Source organism: Aquabacter sediminis, from assembly GCF_028863665.1.
Taxonomy (GTDB): domain Bacteria; phylum Pseudomonadota; class Alphaproteobacteria; order Rhizobiales; family Xanthobacteraceae; genus L1I39.
In genome coordinates this window covers 52282-69488 of the sequence record NZ_JARBFX010000004.1, presented here as the reverse complement: position 1 = coordinate 69488, position 17207 = coordinate 52282, and the positions used below count along the sequence as shown (strand labels likewise).

General features: G+C 64.6%; 16 protein-coding genes and 1 tRNA gene. 13 read left to right on the top strand and 4 right to left on the bottom strand.

Annotated features, from left to right (window positions below; genetic code table 11):
* The first annotated feature begins 122 nt into the window (after nt 1-122).
* The 13 genes from PV781_RS08700 to PV781_RS08640 all read left to right on the top strand — a co-directional run bounded on the left by PV781_RS08700 (nt 123) and on the right by PV781_RS08640 (nt 11306).
* Nucleotides 123-476, top strand: coding sequence for a helix-turn-helix domain-containing protein (locus tag PV781_RS08700; protein WP_274775240.1), 354 nt, complete (start codon nt 123-125; stop codon nt 474-476).
* Complete coding sequence (locus PV781_RS08695) at nt 473-1354, top strand: ImmA/IrrE family metallo-endopeptidase (RefSeq protein ID WP_274775239.1); 882 nt, start codon at nt 473-475, stop codon at nt 1352-1354. Before PV781_RS08700 ends, PV781_RS08695 begins: the two co-directional genes overlap by 4 nt.
* A gap of 550 nt (nt 1355-1904) precedes the next feature.
* The gene (trbB, locus tag PV781_RS08690; RefSeq protein ID WP_274775238.1) at nt 1905-2876 is read left to right on the top strand and encodes a P-type conjugative transfer ATPase TrbB; all 972 of its coding nucleotides are present in this window, start codon (nt 1905-1907) and stop codon (nt 2874-2876) included.
* The gene (locus PV781_RS08685; protein ID WP_274775237.1) at nt 2873-3205 is read left to right on the top strand and encodes a TrbC/VirB2 family type IV secretion system protein; all 333 of its coding nucleotides are present in this window, start codon (nt 2873-2875) and stop codon (nt 3203-3205) included. Before trbB ends, PV781_RS08685 begins: the two co-directional genes overlap by 4 nt.
* The gene (locus PV781_RS08680; protein WP_274775236.1) at nt 3205-3474 is read left to right on the top strand and encodes a VirB3 family type IV secretion system protein; all 270 of its coding nucleotides are present in this window, start codon (nt 3205-3207) and stop codon (nt 3472-3474) included. Before PV781_RS08685 ends, PV781_RS08680 begins: the two co-directional genes overlap by 1 nt.
* A gap of 13 nt (nt 3475-3487) precedes the next feature.
* Nucleotides 3488-5926 carry a conjugal transfer protein TrbE gene (trbE, locus tag PV781_RS08675; RefSeq protein WP_274775235.1) on the top strand — a complete coding sequence of 813 codons (2439 nt, stop codon included), beginning with the start codon at nt 3488-3490 and terminating at the stop codon, nt 5924-5926.
* Nucleotides 5923-6675: a P-type conjugative transfer protein TrbJ gene (gene trbJ / locus PV781_RS08670; RefSeq protein ID WP_274775234.1), complete on the top strand. Its 753-nt coding sequence runs from the start codon at nt 5923-5925 to the stop codon at nt 6673-6675. The genes trbE and trbJ overlap by 4 nt, the downstream gene beginning before the upstream one ends.
* Nucleotides 6676-6686: 11 nt before the next feature.
* The gene (gene trbK-alt / locus PV781_RS08665) at nt 6687-6956 is read left to right on the top strand and encodes a putative entry exclusion protein TrbK-alt (RefSeq protein WP_274775233.1); all 270 of its coding nucleotides are present in this window, start codon (nt 6687-6689) and stop codon (nt 6954-6956) included.
* Between the two features lies 1 nt (nt 6957).
* Entirely contained in the window at nt 6958-8187 is a 1230-nt protein-coding gene (gene trbL, locus PV781_RS08660; RefSeq protein WP_274775232.1) for a P-type conjugative transfer protein TrbL, read from the top strand.
* Nucleotides 8184-8873, top strand: coding sequence for a conjugal transfer protein TrbF (gene trbF, locus PV781_RS08655; RefSeq protein ID WP_274775231.1), 690 nt, complete (start codon nt 8184-8186; stop codon nt 8871-8873). The genes trbL and trbF overlap by 4 nt, the downstream gene beginning before the upstream one ends.
* Nucleotides 8870-9853 carry a P-type conjugative transfer protein TrbG gene (trbG, locus tag PV781_RS08650; RefSeq protein WP_274775230.1) on the top strand — a complete coding sequence of 328 codons (984 nt, stop codon included), beginning with the start codon at nt 8870-8872 and terminating at the stop codon, nt 9851-9853. The genes trbF and trbG overlap by 4 nt, the downstream gene beginning before the upstream one ends.
* Complete coding sequence (locus PV781_RS08645; RefSeq protein WP_274775229.1) at nt 9850-11031, top strand: TraB/TrbI/VirB10 family type IV secretion system protein; 1182 nt, start codon at nt 9850-9852, stop codon at nt 11029-11031. Before trbG ends, PV781_RS08645 begins: the two co-directional genes overlap by 4 nt.
* Before the next feature lie 2 nt (nt 11032-11033).
* Nucleotides 11034-11306 carry a DUF2274 domain-containing protein gene (locus tag PV781_RS08640; RefSeq protein ID WP_274775228.1) on the top strand — a complete coding sequence of 91 codons (273 nt, stop codon included), beginning with the start codon at nt 11034-11036 and terminating at the stop codon, nt 11304-11306.
* On the opposite strand, the gene PV781_RS08635 is transcribed toward PV781_RS08640, so the two are convergent.
* The 4 genes from PV781_RS08635 to PV781_RS08620 form a co-directional block, all read right to left on the bottom strand.
* A complete protein-coding gene (locus PV781_RS08635) occupies nt 11266-12183 on the bottom strand; it encodes a LysR family transcriptional regulator (protein ID WP_274775227.1) in 918 nt (305 codons plus the stop codon). The genes PV781_RS08640 and PV781_RS08635 overlap by 41 nt on opposite strands.
* Before the next feature lie 231 nt (nt 12184-12414).
* A tRNA-Arg gene (locus PV781_RS08630) sits at nt 12415-12491 on the bottom strand.
* 156 nt (nt 12492-12647) lie between these two features.
* Nucleotides 12648-13451, bottom strand: a complete 804-nt coding sequence (locus tag PV781_RS08625; protein ID WP_274775226.1) for a potassium channel family protein — start codon at nt 13449-13451, stop codon at nt 12648-12650.
* Between the two features lie 332 nt (nt 13452-13783).
* Nucleotides 13784-17020 carry a hypothetical protein gene (locus tag PV781_RS08620; protein ID WP_274775225.1) on the bottom strand — a complete coding sequence of 1079 codons (3237 nt, stop codon included), beginning with the start codon at nt 17018-17020 and terminating at the stop codon, nt 13784-13786.
* Between the last annotated feature and the right edge of the window lie 187 nt (nt 17021-17207).

The window sequence follows — 17207 nt, the reverse complement described above, 5'->3', positions numbered from 1 at the left end:
GGAGCCGAGCGGGCGGCCTATGCCGTGATCATCACTTGCGCATGTCGCCATCGACATGGAATACATGTCTAGAATGTAGGGATGGCCCCAATTGGCGTCAAGATTCACCTGGCGGAGAAGACATGGCCGAAGATGAACCTTCAACCGACATTTTTCGCGAAAGACTGAAAAGTGCCAGAGAATTAAGGGGTTACAGCCAGGAAGATCTGGCAAAGCGTGCGAGAATGCCTCCCAGCTCGATTGCGCATTTTGAGACCAGCCGCAAACCGTCTTTCGATTCGTTGCGGCGGCTCGCTATCGCGCTGGAGATCACCACTGACTACCTGCTCGGCCGGGTCGACAGTCCGGAACTGGCCCAGGATGGAGATCCGCTGTTCCGCGACGTCGCCAAGTTGACAGGCCACGATCGCGAGATCGCGAAGGACTTTCTTGAAATGCTGGCCAATCGCAAGGCTAGGAAAGAGAGGGACGAGTGAGTCGGGTCTTTAGCCTCAAGCTCGCCCGGCAAACGGCGGAGGCTTTCCTAACGGAGGAAGGCATTACGGCGCTGCCGGTCGATCCCTTTGCCATCGCAGAGAGCCGGGATATCACGGTCCAAGGCAAACCGGAGGAGCACGATGGGGTGTCGGGTATGCTGCTGCGTCACGGCAATGACTTCGGCATCATCTATGCGACACGCATCCCCAGCATCGGTTTCCAGCGCTTCAGCGTGAGCCATGAACTCGGCCACTATTTTCTGCCGGGCCATGTAGATCAGGTTCTGAAGAACGGTCTGCACGTCTCGCGCGCGGGGTTCATCACGAACGATCCCTACGAGTTAGAGGCCGATCACTTCGCGGCCGGGCTCCTGATGCCCGAAACGCCCTTTCGGAAGGCGATGGGCCTCTATGACCCCGGCTTGGATGCAATCGACGCGGTGTCGGAACTCTGCCTTACCTCCCGAACAGCTACCGCAATCCGCTTCGCGGAACTTTCCAACGTTGCTGTTGCCGTCATCGTCAGCACCGGTGCCGCTATCGATTATTGCTTCATGTCCGATGCCATGAAGTCGCTTCCGAAGCTCGACTGGATACGCAAAGGATCGCCCCTGCCCAAGGGAACGGCCACGGCGCGCCTAGCTGCCCGGTCGGATGCTGTTCTGGCCGGGGAGCGTGTGGCAGAAGAAGTTGACGTGAGCGATTGGCTCGGGGGCACCACAAAGGCTACGGTTTCAGAGGAAGCTGTCGGTCTTGGCCGCTACGGTAAGGTCCTGACCATTCTTGTCTCTACCAGCATCGGCCAGGACGAAGATTCCGATGACGACGATAAGGATGAGAATCTCATCGAGAGTTGGACCCCACGTTTTCGCCGCTGACATATGGCGCAGTCCAAGGACCCTGCGCACCGATGCACCGATATTGTGACCGCGGCAGAAAACTCGAAGAAAGTCCGCACTGGCAGGTCAACAACCAGATTCCGGATCTTCGTGACGCGAACTCGTCCCGCCCATCGTCGCGGCTGCGAACGGCCCCGCACTTCGTTAGCACCGAAAACATTGGGATGCATTTCTAGCTCTGCCCACGGTCCAATCGATGCCGCCTGTGCGCGCTTTGACGATTAAAGACGGAAGCGGTCAGCCGGAACATTGGCGCATGAAACCGGTTTGAATGACCTTCACACGGCGGTGAGCGTCCGTTATCGACAGTTCTCGCCCCAGATCCGGACGGTCCGCTCTCGGCCCCAAACCGGCCGTTCGCTGCAGCCACAGCGAACCTCGGCCTATGGCGCACCTCCGCCGTTCGCCTGTCGTTGCACGCCACGCTGCGACGCGGAGGGAATCCTGTTGAACCGGCCCAATATCGGGCTCTTTTAATCATCCCCGACCGGGATGAGATCGTCAGGACCCCGGCATTGTCGGGGTTGGGATGGCGGCAGCACATCATCATCAGGGTTTTGCCCGCGGCGCCCGGATGCTGCGCACGGCGCTCGGGACGGCCATCGCCCGGCACCTGGAAGACCCGCTCGTCGTCGAGGTGATGCTAAACCCGGACGGACGGCTGTGGATCGACCGGCTCTCGGAGGGACTATCCGACACGGGTGAGCGGCTCTTGCCCGCTGACGGCGAGCGCATCGTGCGGCTCGTCGCACATCACGTCGGCGCCGAGGTTCACGCTGGCGCCCCGCGCGTTTCGGCCGAACTGCCCGAGACGGGAGAACGGTTCGAGGGCCTGCTGCCGCCAGTCGTGGCGGCACCGACGTTTGCTATCCGCAAGCCTGCCGTCGCGGTGTTCACGCTCGAGGACTATGTCCGCGTCCGGATCATGTCCGCAGGACAGGCCGACGCGCTGCGCCGGGGCGTTGCATCCCGCGCCAACATCCTCGTCGCGGGCGGTACCTCGACGGGCAAGACCACCCTGACCAATGCACTGCTCGCCGAGGTCGCGAAGACAGAAGAACGCGTCGTCCTCATCGAGGATACGCGCGAGCTGCAATGCGCGGCGCCGAACCTCGTTGCCCTGCGCACCAAAGACGGTGTCGCCTCGCTCTCCGACCTTGTTCGTTCGGCGCTTCGGCTGCGTCCCGACCGCATCCCCATCGGCGAGGTGCGCGGCGCGGAAGCGCTCGATTTGCTCAAGGCTTGGGGCACCGGCCACCCAGGTGGCATCGGTACCATCCATGCCGGCAGTGCCATCGGCGCGCTGCGGCGGATGGAGCAGCTCATTCAGGAAGCCGTCGTCACCGTCCCGCGCGCGCTGATCGCCGAGACCATCAATCTCGTGGCCGTGCTTTCGGGGCGCGGCTCCGCACGCCGGCTCACTGAACTCGCCCATATCGAGGGCCTCGGCCCCGATGGCGACTACCGCGTCACCCCTGTCATCACCGGAGATCCCACATGATCCGATCGCTCCATCGCGCCGTCAGCGCAGCCCGCTTGGCCGCGTCTGCCATCTGCATCAGCCTGATGACAATGGCCAGCGCTCATGCCTCTGGCTCGTCCATGCCGTGGGAGGCGCCGCTGCAATCCATCCTCCAGTCGATTGAGGGGCCGGTCGCCAAGATCATCGCCGTCATCGTGATCATCTCGACCGGCCTCGCGCTGGCCTTCGGCGACACGTCGGGTGGCTTCCGACGTCTGATCCAGATCGTGTTCGGCCTGTCGATCGCCTTCGCCGCCTCGAGCTTCTTCCTGTCGTTCTTTTCCTTCGGCGGCGGAGCGCTCGTCTGATGGCCGAGACGGTTGAGATTCCCGGCTTCAGCGTTCCGGTCCACCGGGCGCTCACCGAGCCGATCCTGCTCGGCGGTGCACCACGCGCCATTGCCATCGTCAATGGCACCCTCGCCGGCGCCGTGGGCCTTGGCCTGCGTCTCTGGCTGATCGGCCTCGCCATCGGGATGATCGGCCATGTCGCGGCGGTGTGGGCCGCGAAGCGCGATCCGCTTTTCGTCGAGGCGGTGCGCCGGCATCTGCGCATCCCGACGCACCTCTCGGTCTGAGCGGGGTGCCGTGATGATGAACCTCGCCGAATATCGCAGCCGCAACCGCCGCCTCGCCGATTTCCTGCCCTGGGCGGCACTGGTCGCGCCGGGCATTGTGCTGAACAAGGACGGCTCGTTCGAGCGAACCGCATCTTTTCGCGGGCCGGACCTCGACAGTGCTGTGCCCGCCGAGCTCGTCGCGGCCGCTGGGCGGCTGAACAACACCTTCCGCCGTCTCGGCTCGGGATGGGCGATCTTTGTGGAGGCGCAGCGCCATGCCGCAGCAACCTATCCGGCGAACACTTTTCCCGATGCCGCTTCCGCACTGGTCGATGCCGAGAGGAGGGCCGATTTCGAAGAGGCGGGAAGCCATTTCGAGTCGAGCTACTTTCTGACCTTTACCTTCCTTCCGCCGGCCGAAGATGCTGCGCGCACCGAAGGCTGGCTCTATGAGGGCCGCGATCAGGCGGGCCTTGATCCCCATGAGACGTTGCGCGGCTTTGCCGACCGAACCGATCGGCTCCTCAACCTCATCGACGCCTTCATGCCGGAATGCCGCTGGCTGGATGACGGCGAGACGCTGACCTATCTGCACAGCTGCGTCTCGACGCATCGGCACCGTGTCCGCGTGCCGGAGACGCCGATCTATCTCGACGCGCTGCTTGCCGATCAACCGCTCACCGGCGGGCTGGAGCCCCGGCTTGGCGACCAGCATCTGCGGGTGCTGACCATCACCGGCTTTCCCACGGTGACGACGCCCGGCCTGCTCGATGAGCTGAACCGCCTGGCCTTTCCCTATCGCTGGTCGACCCGGGCGATCCTGCTCGACAAGACGGATGCGGTCCGGCTGCTCACCAGGATCCGCCGGCAATGGTTCGCCAAGCGCAAATCCATCGCCGCCATCCTGAAGGAGGTGATGACCAACGAGCAATCCGTCCTCGTGGATTCCGATGCCGCGAACAAGGCTGAAGATGCCGACCTCGCGCTGCAGGAGCTCGGCGCGGATCACGCTGGCATCGCCTATGTCACCGCGACAGTGACGGTGTGGGACGCCGATCCCCGCATCGCCGACGAGAAACTGCGACGGGTCGAAAAGGTCATCCAGGGCCGCGACTTCACGGCGATGACCGAGACCATCAATGCCGTCGATGCCTGGCTCGGCAGCTTGCCTGGGCACGTCTACGCCAATGTCCGCCAGCCGCCAATCTCGACGCTGAACCTCGCGCACATGATCCCGCTCTCGGCGGTGTGGGCCGGCGAGTGCCGCGACGTGCATTTTGATGCACCGCCGCTGCTGTTCGGCAAGACCGAGGGCTCGACCCCGTTCCGGTTCTGCCTCCATGTCGGTGATGTCGGCCACACCCTCGTCGTCGGCCCCACCGGCGCCGGCAAATCCGTATTGCTGGCGCTGATGGCGCTGCAGTTTCGGCGCTATGCGGGCGCGCAGGTGTTTGCCTTTGATTTCGGCGGTTCGATCCGGGCCGCGGCGCTTGCCATGGGCGGGGACTGGCACGACCTCGGCGGCGGACTTAGTGAGGGGAGCGCGGAGAGCGTTTCGCTCCAGCCGCTGGCGGGCGTCGATGAAGCTGCGGAACGCGCCTGGGCCGCCGACTGGATCGTAGCGATCCTCACCCGAGAAGGTGTTCCTATCACGCCACAGGTGAAGGAGCACATCTGGACGGCGTTGACCTCGCTCGCCTCGGCGCCGGTCGAGGAGCGCACCCTCACAGGATTCTGCGTCCTCTTAGCGTCCAACGACCTCAAGCAGGCGTTGCGTCCCTATTGCCTTGGCGGAGCCTGGGGCCGGCTGCTGGATGCGGAGAGCGAGCATCTGGGCTCGTCCACCGTTCAGGCGTTTGAGACCGAAGGACTGATCGGGACTGAGGCCGCGCCGGCGGTGCTGGCCTATCTGTTCCATCGGATCGAGGATCGGCTCGACGGATCACCGACCCTCATCATCATCGATGAAGGCTGGCTGGCGCTGGACGACGAGGGCTTCGCGGGCCAGCTGCGCGAGTGGCTGAAGACGCTGCGCAAGAAGAACGCCTCCGTCATCTTCGCCACGCAGTCGCTCTCCGACATTGATGGCAGCGCCATTGCCCCGGCGATCATCGAGAGCTGCCCGACACGTCTTCTGCTCCCCAATGAGCGGGCCATCGAGCCGCAGATCACCGCCATCTATCGCCGCTTCGGCTTGAACGACCGACAGATCGAGATCCTAGCGCGGGCCATGCCGAAGCGGGACTATTACTGCCAGTCGCGGCGCGGCAACCGGCTGTTCGAGCTCGGCCTGTCGGACGTGGCGCTTACGCTGTGCGCGGCGTCCTCCAAGACCGACCAGCAGGCCATCAGCAAGATCGTCAAGGATCATGGGCGCGACGGCTTCCTTGCGGCCTGGCTGCGTCATCGCGGCCTCGGCTGGGCCGCCGACCTCCTTCCCAACCTCACCAATCTGGAGACGCAGCCATGACGCTGTTCCGTCCGCGCGTATCCGCGTTCGCCGTCGCGCTGCTGGCCGCGCCGCTCGCCCTCGCACCCGTGCTGTCCCCGCCCGCGCAGGCCCTCACGGTCTATGACCCGTGGAACTACGCGGAGAACATGATGTCGGCGGCGCGGGCGCTGGAGCAGATCAACAATCAGATCACCTCGCTGCAGAACGAAGCGCAGATGCTGATCAACCAGGCGCGCAATCTCGCCAGCCTGCCGCACTCCTCGCTGCAGCAGATCCAGCAATCGGTCCAGCGCACCCAGCAGTTGCTCGGGCAGGCGCAGAGCATCGCTTTCGATGTCGGTCAGATCGACCAGGCTTTCCAGCAGCGCTATGGCAACATCCCGCTCTCGGCCTCCGATGCCGATCTCGTCGCCGGTGCACGCGCGCGCTGGCAGACGACCGTCGGGGGCCTGCAGGACGCGCTGCTGGTGCAGGCGGGCGTCGTCGGCAATGTCGACGCCAACAAGGCCGAGATGGCGACCCTCGTCGGCCAAAGCCAAGGCGCCACGGGCGCCCTTCAGGCCACGCAGGCCGGCAACCAGTTGCTCGCTTTGCAGTCGCAGCAGCTCTCCGACCTGATCGCGGTGATGTCCGCCAATGGGCGCGCCGCGGCGCTGTCCGAGGCGGAACGCGCGACCGCCGTCGAGCAGGGCCGCGAGCAGCGCCGGCGCTTCCTCACCCCGGGCGCCGGCTACCAGACCGGCAACGCCCGCATGTTCAGCAACTGAGGGAGGCCGACATGGACGGAGCCATGCTGGCCCGGCTCGGCGCGGTGATCTTCGTGGCCATCGCCGGTACGGCGGCGGTTCTGGAGATGAGCCGGGAGGAGAAGGCGCCGGAGTCTTCACCCATTCGGACGGTCGCGGCCGAGCACGATCCTCTGCGTGGTGAACAGCGCCGCTGCCAGCAATTGGGAGAGGCTGCCGCGCAGGACACAGCGTGTCTGAAGGTCTGGGCTCAGACGCGGGACCGGTTCCTCGGGCGTCCCGCATCGATTGAAGGTCGCTGAGATGGGCGGCACCGGCGTCATAGACACTTTTCTCGGGGTCTTCACCTCCTATATCGACAGCGGCTTCGGCCTGCTTGGCGGCGAGGTCGCCTTCATCGCCACCACGCTCATCGTCATCGATGTGACGCTGGCAGCGCTGTTCTGGTCCTGGGGCGCTGATGACGACATCATCGCCCGGCTCATCAAGAAGACGCTGTTCGTCGGCGTCTTCGCCTACGTCATCGGCAACTGGAACACCCTCGCCCGTATCGTCTTCGAGAGCTTTGCCGGGCTGGGGCTGAAGGGATCGGGCACCGGCTTCTCGGTTGATGATCTCATGCGTCCCGGCAAAGTGGCGCAGACCGGGCTCGATGCCGGCCGCCCTCTGCTCGACTCCATCTCCGACCTGATGGGCTGGGTCGCCTTCTTCGAGAACTTCATCCAGATCGCCTGCCTGCTCTTTGCCTGGGTGCTGGTGCTGCTCTCCTTCTTCATCCTCGCCGTCCAGCTCTTCGTCAGCCTGATCGAGTTCAAGCTGACCACGCTCGCCGGCTTCGTGCTGATCCCCTTTGGCCTGTTCGGCAAGACCGCCTTCATGGCCGAACGGGTGCTGGGCAATGTGGTCTCCTCCGGCATCAAGGTCATGGTGCTCGCCGTCATCATCGGCATCGGCTCGACCCTGTTCGGCCAGTTCACCGCAGGCTTCGGTGGTCAGACGCCGACCGTCGATGACGCCATGGCCATCGTGCTGGCGGCCCTTTCCCTGCTCGGCCTCGGCATCTTCGGTCCCGGCATTGCCGCCGGCCTTGTCTCCGGTGGCCCGCAGCTGAGCGCCGGGGCCGCTGTTGGCACGGGCCTCGCCGCCGGTGGCGCCCTGATGGCAGCGGGCGGTGCCGCCAGCCTCGCAGTCCGGGGCGGTGGGGCGGCGCTCTCCGCGACGGCGGCCGCGGCGCGCGGAGGTGCGACAGCCTACAGCATCGGTGCGGCCGGTCAGCCCGGCATGGCGAGTGTCGCCGCGGGACTGGGTGGCGTCGCGCGCGCGGCGGGCTCCGCCGCCGTGTCACCGCTGGCGAACGCCATCAACGGCACGGCCTCGACTTCCTCGGCCGGTGACGTGCCCGACTGGGCCAAGCGCATGAAGCGCGGCCAGTCGCTTCGCCATGGCGTCTCCGCCGCCGCCCACGCTGTCCGTTCCGGTGACAGCCATGCCGGCGGCTCTTCCGTTTCCCTCAATGAGAGCGACCGCTCATGAGCCTCTTCAAGCGACCCGCGACCCATTACGGCACCTCGCCCGAGCCAGTCACGCCCTATCAGAAGGCAGCACAAGTCTGGGACGAGCGCATCGGTTCGGCCCGTGTGCAGGCCAAGAACTGGCGGCTGATGGCCTTTGGCAGTCTGCTTCTCTCGGCCGGCTTTGCCTCGGCATTGATCTGGCAATCGACGCGGGGCAGCGTTGTGCCCTGGGTGGTCGAGGTCGATCGTCTCGGCCAGACACAGGCCGTAGGGCCCGCAACTGGAAACTATCGCCCAACCGATCCGCAGATTGCCTGGCATCTCGCCCGCTTCATCGAGCAGGTGCGCAGTCTGCCGGCCGACCCCGTCATCATCAGGCAGAACTGGCTTCGAGCCTATGAGTTAACCACCGATCGGGGCGCCGCCGCGCTCAACGACTATGCCCGCGCCAACGATCCCTTCACGCGGATAGGCAAGCAGCAGATCGCAGTCGAGGTCTCCAGTGTGATCCGCGCTTCGCCGGATTCCTTCCGCCTCGCCTGGGTCGAACGACGGTACGAGAACGGCCAGCTCGGCGCCACCGAGCGCTGGAGCGCGATCCTGACCCTGGTGATCCAGCCACCGCGCGATGCCGAGCGCCTGCGCACCAATCCCCTCGGCATCTATGTCAACGCCATCAGCTGGTCGCGGGAGATGAGCCAGTGAACACGTCTTTCCGTAAATCCACATCTCCGGCTCTGCGCCGATCCGCTTTTGCGGTTCTTCTGCTCTCGGCGACAATGTTGGGCGGCTGCGCCTCGGCTCCGAAGCCGCCGCAGATCAGCTATGACAGTGACGTGCCGTCGCTGCCGACGGTGCCGACAGTGGTTGCAGATGACCGGCCGCGCCCGCTCCATACGCCTCCCGCTTGGACGCCGGCCAAGGGCGGCACGGACGCGAAAACCCCGGTTGCCCGCGTCGAGAACGCCAATGCTGCGGCCCGCGTGGAGCCGCGGCGCGAGGGCTATTACAACGCCATCCAGATCTATCCCTGGAGCGAGGGCGCGCTCTATCAGATCTATGCAGCGCCCGGCCAGATCACCAACATCGCACTGGAGCCGGGCGAGAGCCTGACCGGCAATGGGCCGATCGCGGCGGGCGACACCGCCCGCTGGATCATTGGCGACACTGAGAGCGGGGAAGGTGTGAACCGGCGCGTGCATGTGCTGGTGAAACCGACGCGGGCGGACATCTCCACGAATCTTGTCATCACCACCGACCGGCGCAGCTACATGATCGAGCTGCGGGCTGGCGAGAAGCCCTACATGCCGGCCATCGCCTGGGCCTATCCGCAACTTCCGGGAGCGCAGCGACCCAGTGTTCCTCCGACGCCAATCATCCCGGCCTTCGCGGCCCGCAACTACCGCTATTCACTCACCGGAGACACTCCGCCCTGGCGGCCGATTGCCGTCTATGACGACGGGCGCAAGGTCTATGTCGAGTTCCCGCGCGGCATTATCCAGGGCGAGATGCCGCCGCTCTTCGTCATCGGAGCCGACGGTGAGGCGCAGATCGTCAATAGCCGCACCTATCAGAACGTCCTGATCGTCGACCGGCTGTTTGGGGCGGCCGAACTGCGCCTCGGTGGCGGCGACCGGCCTCAGAAGGTGCGGATCGAGCGCACGGATGGGAGGCCCGCATCATGAGCAATCCGGATCATCATGACCTCGAGGCGGATCTCGGCGCTCCGACCACCGATCACGCCGCCACCATGCGGCTGCGTCCCGAGCCGCCGCGCGTTACGCGCCTTTCGCGGAAAGTGATGGCCGGTGCCGGGCTGGTCGTCAGCCTCGGCATTGGTGGCGCCATGATCTATGCGCTGCAGGGTCGCGACAAAGTAACCGGCGGCGATGAACTCTACTCCACACAGAACCGCTCCACTGCCGATGGCCTTGCCGGCCTGCCGCGGGACTACACCGGGCCGATCCTGGGTCCGCCGCTGCCGGGCGATCTTGGCCGGCCGATCCTTGAGGCGCAGAACCGCGGCCAGCCCGTCGTGCCGCCGACACTGACGGCGCCACAGGTCGATCCCGAGCAGCAGCGGCGTCTTGCCGAGCAGGAAGCCGCGCGGACCAGCCGCGTATTCTTCCAGGCTGCGCAGGGGCGCGCGTCAGCGCCTTCAGTGACGGGTGCTTCCGGCTTCAGCGGCCCTGGCTCGGCAGGAACAGGCGCCACGCCCTCGACCCAGGATCGCCAACTCGCCTTCCTCAATGCCAGTGTCGATCGACGTGTGGTCGCGTCCGATCGGGTCATGGCACCGGCATCGCCCTATGTTCTGCAGGCCGGCGCCGTCATCCCGGCCGCGCTGATTACCGGCATCCGCTCCGATTTGCCCGGCCAGATCACCGCCCAGGTGACCGAGAATGTCTATGACAGTCCGACCGGGCGCATCCTGATCATCCCGCAGGGGACCCGGCTGCTCGGCCAATACGACAATGGCGTCGGCTACGGGCAGCGCCGCATCCTGCTGGTCTGGAACCGGCTGATCTTCCCCAATGGCCGCTCCATCGTGCTCGAGCGCCAGCCCGGCACCGATGCGCAGGGTTATGCCGGCCTTGAGGACGGCGTCGACATGCACTGGTGGGATCTCGCCAAGGCGGTCGGCCTCTCGACGCTGCTTTCCGTCAGCGCCGAGCTGGCCATGGATGATGAGGACGAACTGATCCAGGCACTGCAGAGTGGGGCGCAGGACACCATCAACGATGCCGGCCAGGAGATCATCCGCCGGCAGTTGAACGTCGCGCCGACCCTGACCATCCGGCCCGGCTTCCCGGTGCGGGTCATGGTCACCCGTGACCTCGTCCTCGAACCCTACAGGTACTGACCATGGCGAAGCTGAAACTCGGACCCATCGCGAACGACAAGCCGGTGAAGCTGGCGCTCTCGCTACCCGGCGCGCTGCACCGCGATCTTGTCGCCTACGCCGAGGTGCTCGCGCGGGAAACCGGCCAGCCCGTCCCGGATCCAGCAAAGCTTATCGTGCCCATGCTGGAGCGCTTCATCGCCACGGATCGCGAGTTCGCCAAGGCGCGCCGCGAGGCTGGCGGCGCTGCGAGCATCAGCGCGACGCAGCCCGGTCCTGTGCCATCTTCCGTGTGAGGCTGAGCAAGGTACGCACCGCCGGGTTGTCGTTCTTCGGCGAATAGATCACCGAGAACGGAATCGCCTCGCCGGCGAGAGGGCGGAATACCACCTCTGGGAGACCGATGACCGTTTCCGACTCAAGCACCGGCACGATTCCGCGTCCCGTGGCGACCAGACCGAGAAGGCTATAGCGCGCGACCTGCTGCGTGCTGATGCGCGGCGAGATGTCGAGTTCCCGGAATTTGCGTTCAAGAAAACCGCGCACTTCATTGCCGGAGCCTTCGGTGCGGACGAGAAAGGTCTCATCCAAGAGATCGCGCCAGGACAGCACATCCTTTTGGACCAGAGAATGAAGCCGCGGCAGCGCGAACAGGAGTGGTTCGCTCCACGCGTAAATCGCATCACAGTCCGGCCAGCTTTGCCGGCCCAGCACGAATGCGGCGTCGAGATCAAACCGCCGTATCGCGGCCGCGTGATTTTCCGCAGGCGCTTCGACAAAGTCGATATGAACGCCCGCGTAGCGGCTGTCATAGGCCTGGAACAGGTCGCGCAGAAATCCCGAGGACACGTTGGAGAACAAGCCAATCTTTAAGTGGCCTTCCTCGGCGCGCCCGAGCGTGGCCGCTTCGACGGTGGCCTCTCGGATTTGATCGAGGGCCTGCCGCGTGCGGTTCAGAAAGCGCTGCCCCGCCAAAGTGAGGTTCACCCCGCTCGAGTGCCGGATGAAAAGCGATACACCGATCTCGTCTTCAAGATCTCGCACGCTCCGGCTGATGGACGATTCCTTGACCTCAAGTGCCACCCCGGCCTTGCGGAAACTTCCCTGCTCGGCGGCAGAGACGAAATAACGTAGGTGGCGCAATTCGATCGATGTTGAAAACGGCGTAGCCATCCTTGCTCAGGCGTGTTGAATAAAACCTCGATATTCGTACCGGAAGTTGCAGTTAGGGTCGAGAGTCGCATAGCTGGCGGCATCGCGGTCGTGACCACGCTAGACATGCTCGATATGGGGACTTTCGAATGCGCCGCCTATCGTTGCGTTTGGGCGCTCTCTAAACAGGCTCTATACCGCTTGTTTTGACGGCCATCGCCCCTGCAGAGCCGGCGCAATCAAAAGTTGCAGTGGCGCACCCGACACGATTCGAACGTGTGGCCTCCGCCTTCGGAGGGCGGCGCTCTATCCAGCTGAGCTACGGGTGCCTGCTGCTTACGCAGTGCTTACTCGGATTTCCTGCGAAAGTGAAGCCCTCGGCCCAACCCTCGCAAGTCGTTGAATTCAAAAACGCTTTTCTTCACACTTTTCGCACCAGCCGGCTTGACACGTGCCTTCGGAGGGCAACGCTCTATCCAGCTGAGCTACGGGTGCCTAGTCGTCGATGCCTCTCCTACCCCATCGGCCGGCGCCTGACAATCCGGGGAAGTGGGATCGGCGGCGCCGTGCACAGGTCGCGGCCGCTGGGCGGGAGCGGTGGGCGCGCGGCCGAGCCGGCGCGGCGGCGTCGGCGCGTAGAGATTGGTCAGCCGCGCCACCAGGATCGCGACATAGAGGACGCCCACCATTTGCTCCACGATGGCGAAGGACTGGACCTGATGGGTGTTGGGCACGATGTCGCCATAGCCCGTGGTGGTGATGGTGGCGTAGCTGAAATAGAGAAAATCGTAGAACGGCACTTCGGCCCGCTGGATGGTCGTGTCGAAGCGAAAGGAATGGGGCTCCACCAGATAGAGCGCGCGATAGATGAGCGCCCAGAACAGCGCCATGGTCATATAGGCGGTGAGCGAGGCGAAGATGCGGTCGAGCGTGATGCGCCCCGGCGAGAGAACGTATTTCAACATGTTGTAGATGGCGAACAGATAGAAGCCGCAAAAGAAGAGCGTGGCGGCCAGGAGGAAGTGCCGGTTCGGGACGAAGACAGAATATAGGTCCAGCCCGATCGCCACCATGCCCAGCAGGACCAGCGGCACCCGACGCCAGCGGCGGCGGGTGGAGCCGGTGGAGACCAAATGGATGGCCATCAGCATCAGCGCCACATCCAAGAGCGTGATCGCCGCAATGCCGGCGCTGAGGTTTTCCACGGCGGGGAAAACCAGGATGGACGCCAGCATCAATATAGTGATCTTGATGTAGAAATTGCGATAAATGCTGAAGCCGCCCGTCATCCCCGCCCGACCCTCATGAATCCATCCATCCCATCATAACCCGAAGCGCGGTCCAGAGCGGAAGGCGGGGCGGATGGCCGAGCCACCTCCCGCCCGTGCCGCAAAGGACCGCCCCCTCTGTGCGGGAGACGGATGGATCTGAACGGCCGATCTTCAGGATGTGCGGGCAGCTGTTGCGCCGCCCTCCCCGCCTGGTCAGCCGCGCACGGGCCAAGATATCGCGCGGGGGACGGCACGCCGTGCCCGGCCGCCTCCCGCCGGGAAACGGAGCTGGCCGGCGGGGGGAGTGCCGGACCCTCCCGGACGCCGGCCTCAGGCCGGTGCGTCGCCCCTCAAAGGTGCGGCACGAGGCGCATGACCATGTCGTTATAGTCGAAGTCGGAGCCTTGGGCGGCCGTCAGATCTTCGAAGCCGAACGTGTTCTCGCCATACATCTGGATGTATTCGTGCCCGCCCGCATTGCCTTGCCCGGGCAGGAAGACAGCGCCCGACTGGGTCACCAGCACCGGCACGTAATAGCCATCCGAACCGCTGACCGTCCAGGACGAGGAGGCCTGGAAGGTGCCGCCCCCATGCTGGGCGGAATATCCCGCATCCAGGCTGGCCAGGACGGCGGCATGGAATTCCGGCGTGTCGCCATAATCGACGCCATTGACGCTCCACCCGCCGGTGGCAGGATTGATGTCGACCTTCACGAAGGAGAGCTGGTTGGTGTTGGCGCAGCTGCCGGACACATCCACCTCCAGCATTGCCCCGTGGGTGAGGTAGGTCAGCGCCTCGTTGGAAGCGCGCTGGGGCGCGGCCAGCTCGGCCCCGCTGGAGAGGGTGTTGTCCACGCTGGCGGACATGCTCACGCCGCCCACATTGAGCGCCACCGAGCCATCACCGGGAGCGGTGGCCGAGAAGGTGGGGGTGAGGTTGATGGAATCGGCGCCGGTCTGAAGGGCGAAGCGCAATTCCTGGCCAAGGCCGAGATAGACCATCTGAGAGCCGTTGAACAAGGTCGCCCCGGCATCGGAAACCGCGGCGCCGAGCGTGCCGATGACGGCATCTTCCAGCGTCACGCCGGCCCCTGTCTCGCCATTGCGCGCAACCAGTTCGCCCTGGTCGTTGACCACATAGAGCAGCACGCTGGTGGACCGGGGCAGGCTGGAGGACTGCACCTGGAAGTGCAACCAGTTGCCGGAGGTGGCCGAGCTGTCATCCAGCAGCTTCAGCGCATTGCCCGCAGTGGTCTGGATCTGGAGGTCGGAAAGGTCGACCGTCAAGGTCAGGGCCGAGCTTTGCGGCGCGAGCGGGGTCGTAAATCCGGTGTCGGCTTGGGCATATTCGGTCATGGTCACCGTGTAGGTGCCATTGCCCAGCGTCGCGGCGGCGGATGTCCACTGTCCGTCAATGTCCGCCTGGGCGCCCAGCGGTGCGAAGCTGGTGCTGCCGCCGGCCTCCACGACGGAAAGCACGCCCCAGTTCAGGGCGCCCACCTTGTTGGTGTAGCCCGAGATCCAGGACGGGGTGCCGGAGGCGGAATTGGTCCCGGTCCAGCCGAAGGCGATCGCCCCCTCGGACACCGTTATGGAATTGGCGGTCGCATTGTCCTGGTCCGGCTCGGCGGTGAAGACGCCGCCGCTCAGCGTCCCGGCCACCGGCGCGAACGGCGTGGCGCGGGTGCTCACATAGCTTGCGGCGGTATTCTGTTCCAGCAGGCTGGGATCAAGCGAGGTGGAGCCGCCATAAAGGAAGCTGAGCGAGAAAGTGGAAATGGTCTGCGCCGTCGTGCTGCTGGGGGTGGCGAGCGCCAGGCCGTCAATGGCCAGGCTCCCCTCCTGGCCGGCATAGGCTGGGTTTTCAAATTCGCCGCCGGTGACATTGGCATAGAGATTATAGGTCTTGGCCGCATCGCCCGTGCCCACCACGATCTGGTACCACGCGGTGCCGTCGGCGGGTTTGGGCAGGTTGTTCACCAGAAGCGAGCCCACCGGCTGCGATGAGCCGGAGACCGGGCTCGCGGAATAGGTGCCGGTGCCGGAATCATAGGTCAGATTCCAGTTCTGCCAAAGCGTCTGGCCGGAGGCCGCCTGGATGGTCACGTCCTTCCACTGCGCCGCACCGCCGCTCATCCCGTCATAGATGCGCAGCACGATGGGCGTGTCCTCCACCAGAACCATTTCCTGGTTGGAGAAGGTCATCACCACATTGGTGCCGTCGCCGCTATAGGTGGGCACCCCATAGCTTCCGCCCACGGGAGCGATGTAGTTGTAGAGGACGGGCGTCGTATAGCCGGTGGGCTGCTCGCTGTCGTCGAAGATGGTGAGCGAGATGGTGGTGACGTCGGTGCCGAGCTGGGAGTCCCACACCGAGATGAGCGGCCCGCCAACGCTGTACTGGCGCATCAGATTGTCGGAATAACCCGAGCCATAGGAATTGGAACTGAAGAAATAGATCTCCGAATAAGGATCCATATAGACCGGCTGGGCCGAGGTGAGGTTGTGACCAAAAGCGTAGGTCGGGTCCCAATTCCAGTTGGCGTTGAGGTCGACGGGCGTGGTCACCGCCGCGTTGGGCGAGGCGCCGACGGTGCCATAATAGCCGGCGGTAAAGCCGGTCAGGAACTGGGTGAGCACCTCGCCCCACTGGTTGTTGAGGCCGGTATTCATCTCCGGCGAGGTGCTGTCGAGGATCTGGTACGGCGTGGTATCGGTCTGGTTGGTATAGATCTCTACCGTGCCCAGCGTCGAATAGATGCTGTCGGCCAGGTTCTCGGGTGTGATCTTGATATAGCCCTTGACGTTGCTGCTTTCGGTCGGTGCAAGCCAGAAGACGCTCTCGCCAGAGTCCCATTGCAGCTGGTAGGAGAAGAAGGCCTCGTTGTGATAGATGCCATTGGCATCGGGCGCGCCGTTGAAATAGCCCGCCAGCGTGACCGCGGAGGCGGCGGTGGTGTTTTCCAGGCTCTGGATATAGGCGTTCCAGTCGGAGGCCTGGAAGGCGGGATTGGGCGGGGTGAGGCCCACCGCCTGGGACGGCGAGATGCCTGCCCGGTCCTGGCCCGCGAGGGGGCCGGACGTATAGTCATAGACATAGGTCTTGGACGCATCGATGGCGGCGATCTGCTGGAACACGGTGCTGCCCGTGATGCCGTAGCCCACCGAGGCACTGGTCCCGTTGGAATAGTCTATGGCCACCGACATGGGCAGGCCGAAGCCTTCCACCGAGGTCAGGTTCCCCGCATCACCGGCTGCATTCAGCAGCGACACCTCGAAGCTGTCATAGCGGAAGTCGTAGCTTTGGGCGCTGGTCCAGTTGATATTGTCCTCGCCGGTGATCAGCGTGGTCAGATCATAGGGCTGGGAGGCATCCTGGCTCTGGATCAGGAAATAGACCTTGCCGCCGTTGAAGGTGGTGGGCAAGGCAATGTCGAGAACGCCCCCCGTCGTCTGGAGGGCGCCATTTTCCACCAACGGGTTCCAGACCGGACCGGAACTGCCGAAATAGACCGCATAGGCCCACACGCCCGATTGCTGGAGCGTGGTCTGCAAAGTGGGAGTAAGGGTGACGCTCAGCGTGGTCATTCTTCTATCTCCTCCCGCGCAGGCGCAACCTTAGCGTTACGGGAGGCCGGGCACGCGGCTAGGGAATACCTTTAGAAGACCGGCAGGGCATTTTTTTGTGCACATTTGGATGTATCTCCCGCCGGGCCCAGGTCCCGCTCGCGGGATCGCACAGCGGGAATAAGGCGAGGAGAAACGCCGACTCTCC

Excerpts from the sequence above, each read along its gene's own strand:
- PV781_RS08700 (WP_274775240.1), top strand. The coding sequence starts at position 123 with ATGGCCGAAGATGAACCTTCAACCGACATTTTTCGCGAAAGACTGAAA.
- trbB (WP_274775238.1), top strand. The coding sequence starts at position 1,905 with ATGGCGGCAGCACATCATCATCAGGGTTTTGCCCGCGGCGCCCGGATG.
- PV781_RS08685 (WP_274775237.1), top strand. The coding sequence starts at position 2,873 with ATGATCCGATCGCTCCATCGCGCCGTCAGCGCAGCCCGCTTGGCCGCG.
- PV781_RS08680 (WP_274775236.1), top strand. The coding sequence starts at position 3,205 with ATGGCCGAGACGGTTGAGATTCCCGGCTTCAGCGTTCCGGTCCACCGG.
- trbE (WP_274775235.1), top strand. The coding sequence starts at position 3,488 with ATGATGAACCTCGCCGAATATCGCAGCCGCAACCGCCGCCTCGCCGAT.
- trbJ (WP_274775234.1), top strand. The coding sequence starts at position 5,923 with ATGACGCTGTTCCGTCCGCGCGTATCCGCGTTCGCCGTCGCGCTGCTG.
- trbK-alt (WP_274775233.1), top strand. The coding sequence starts at position 6,687 with ATGGACGGAGCCATGCTGGCCCGGCTCGGCGCGGTGATCTTCGTGGCC.
- trbL (WP_274775232.1), top strand. The coding sequence starts at position 6,958 with ATGGGCGGCACCGGCGTCATAGACACTTTTCTCGGGGTCTTCACCTCC.
- trbF (WP_274775231.1), top strand. The coding sequence starts at position 8,184 with ATGAGCCTCTTCAAGCGACCCGCGACCCATTACGGCACCTCGCCCGAG.
- PV781_RS08645 (WP_274775229.1), top strand. The coding sequence starts at position 9,850 with ATGAGCAATCCGGATCATCATGACCTCGAGGCGGATCTCGGCGCTCCG.
- PV781_RS08640 (WP_274775228.1), top strand. The coding sequence starts at position 11,034 with ATGGCGAAGCTGAAACTCGGACCCATCGCGAACGACAAGCCGGTGAAG.
- PV781_RS08635 (WP_274775227.1), bottom strand. The coding sequence starts at position 12,183 with ATGGCTACGCCGTTTTCAACATCGATCGAATTGCGCCACCTACGTTAT.
- PV781_RS08625 (WP_274775226.1), bottom strand. The coding sequence starts at position 13,451 with ATGACGGGCGGCTTCAGCATTTATCGCAATTTCTACATCAAGATCACT.
- PV781_RS08620 (WP_274775225.1), bottom strand. The coding sequence starts at position 17,020 with ATGACCACGCTGAGCGTCACCCTTACTCCCACTTTGCAGACCACGCTC.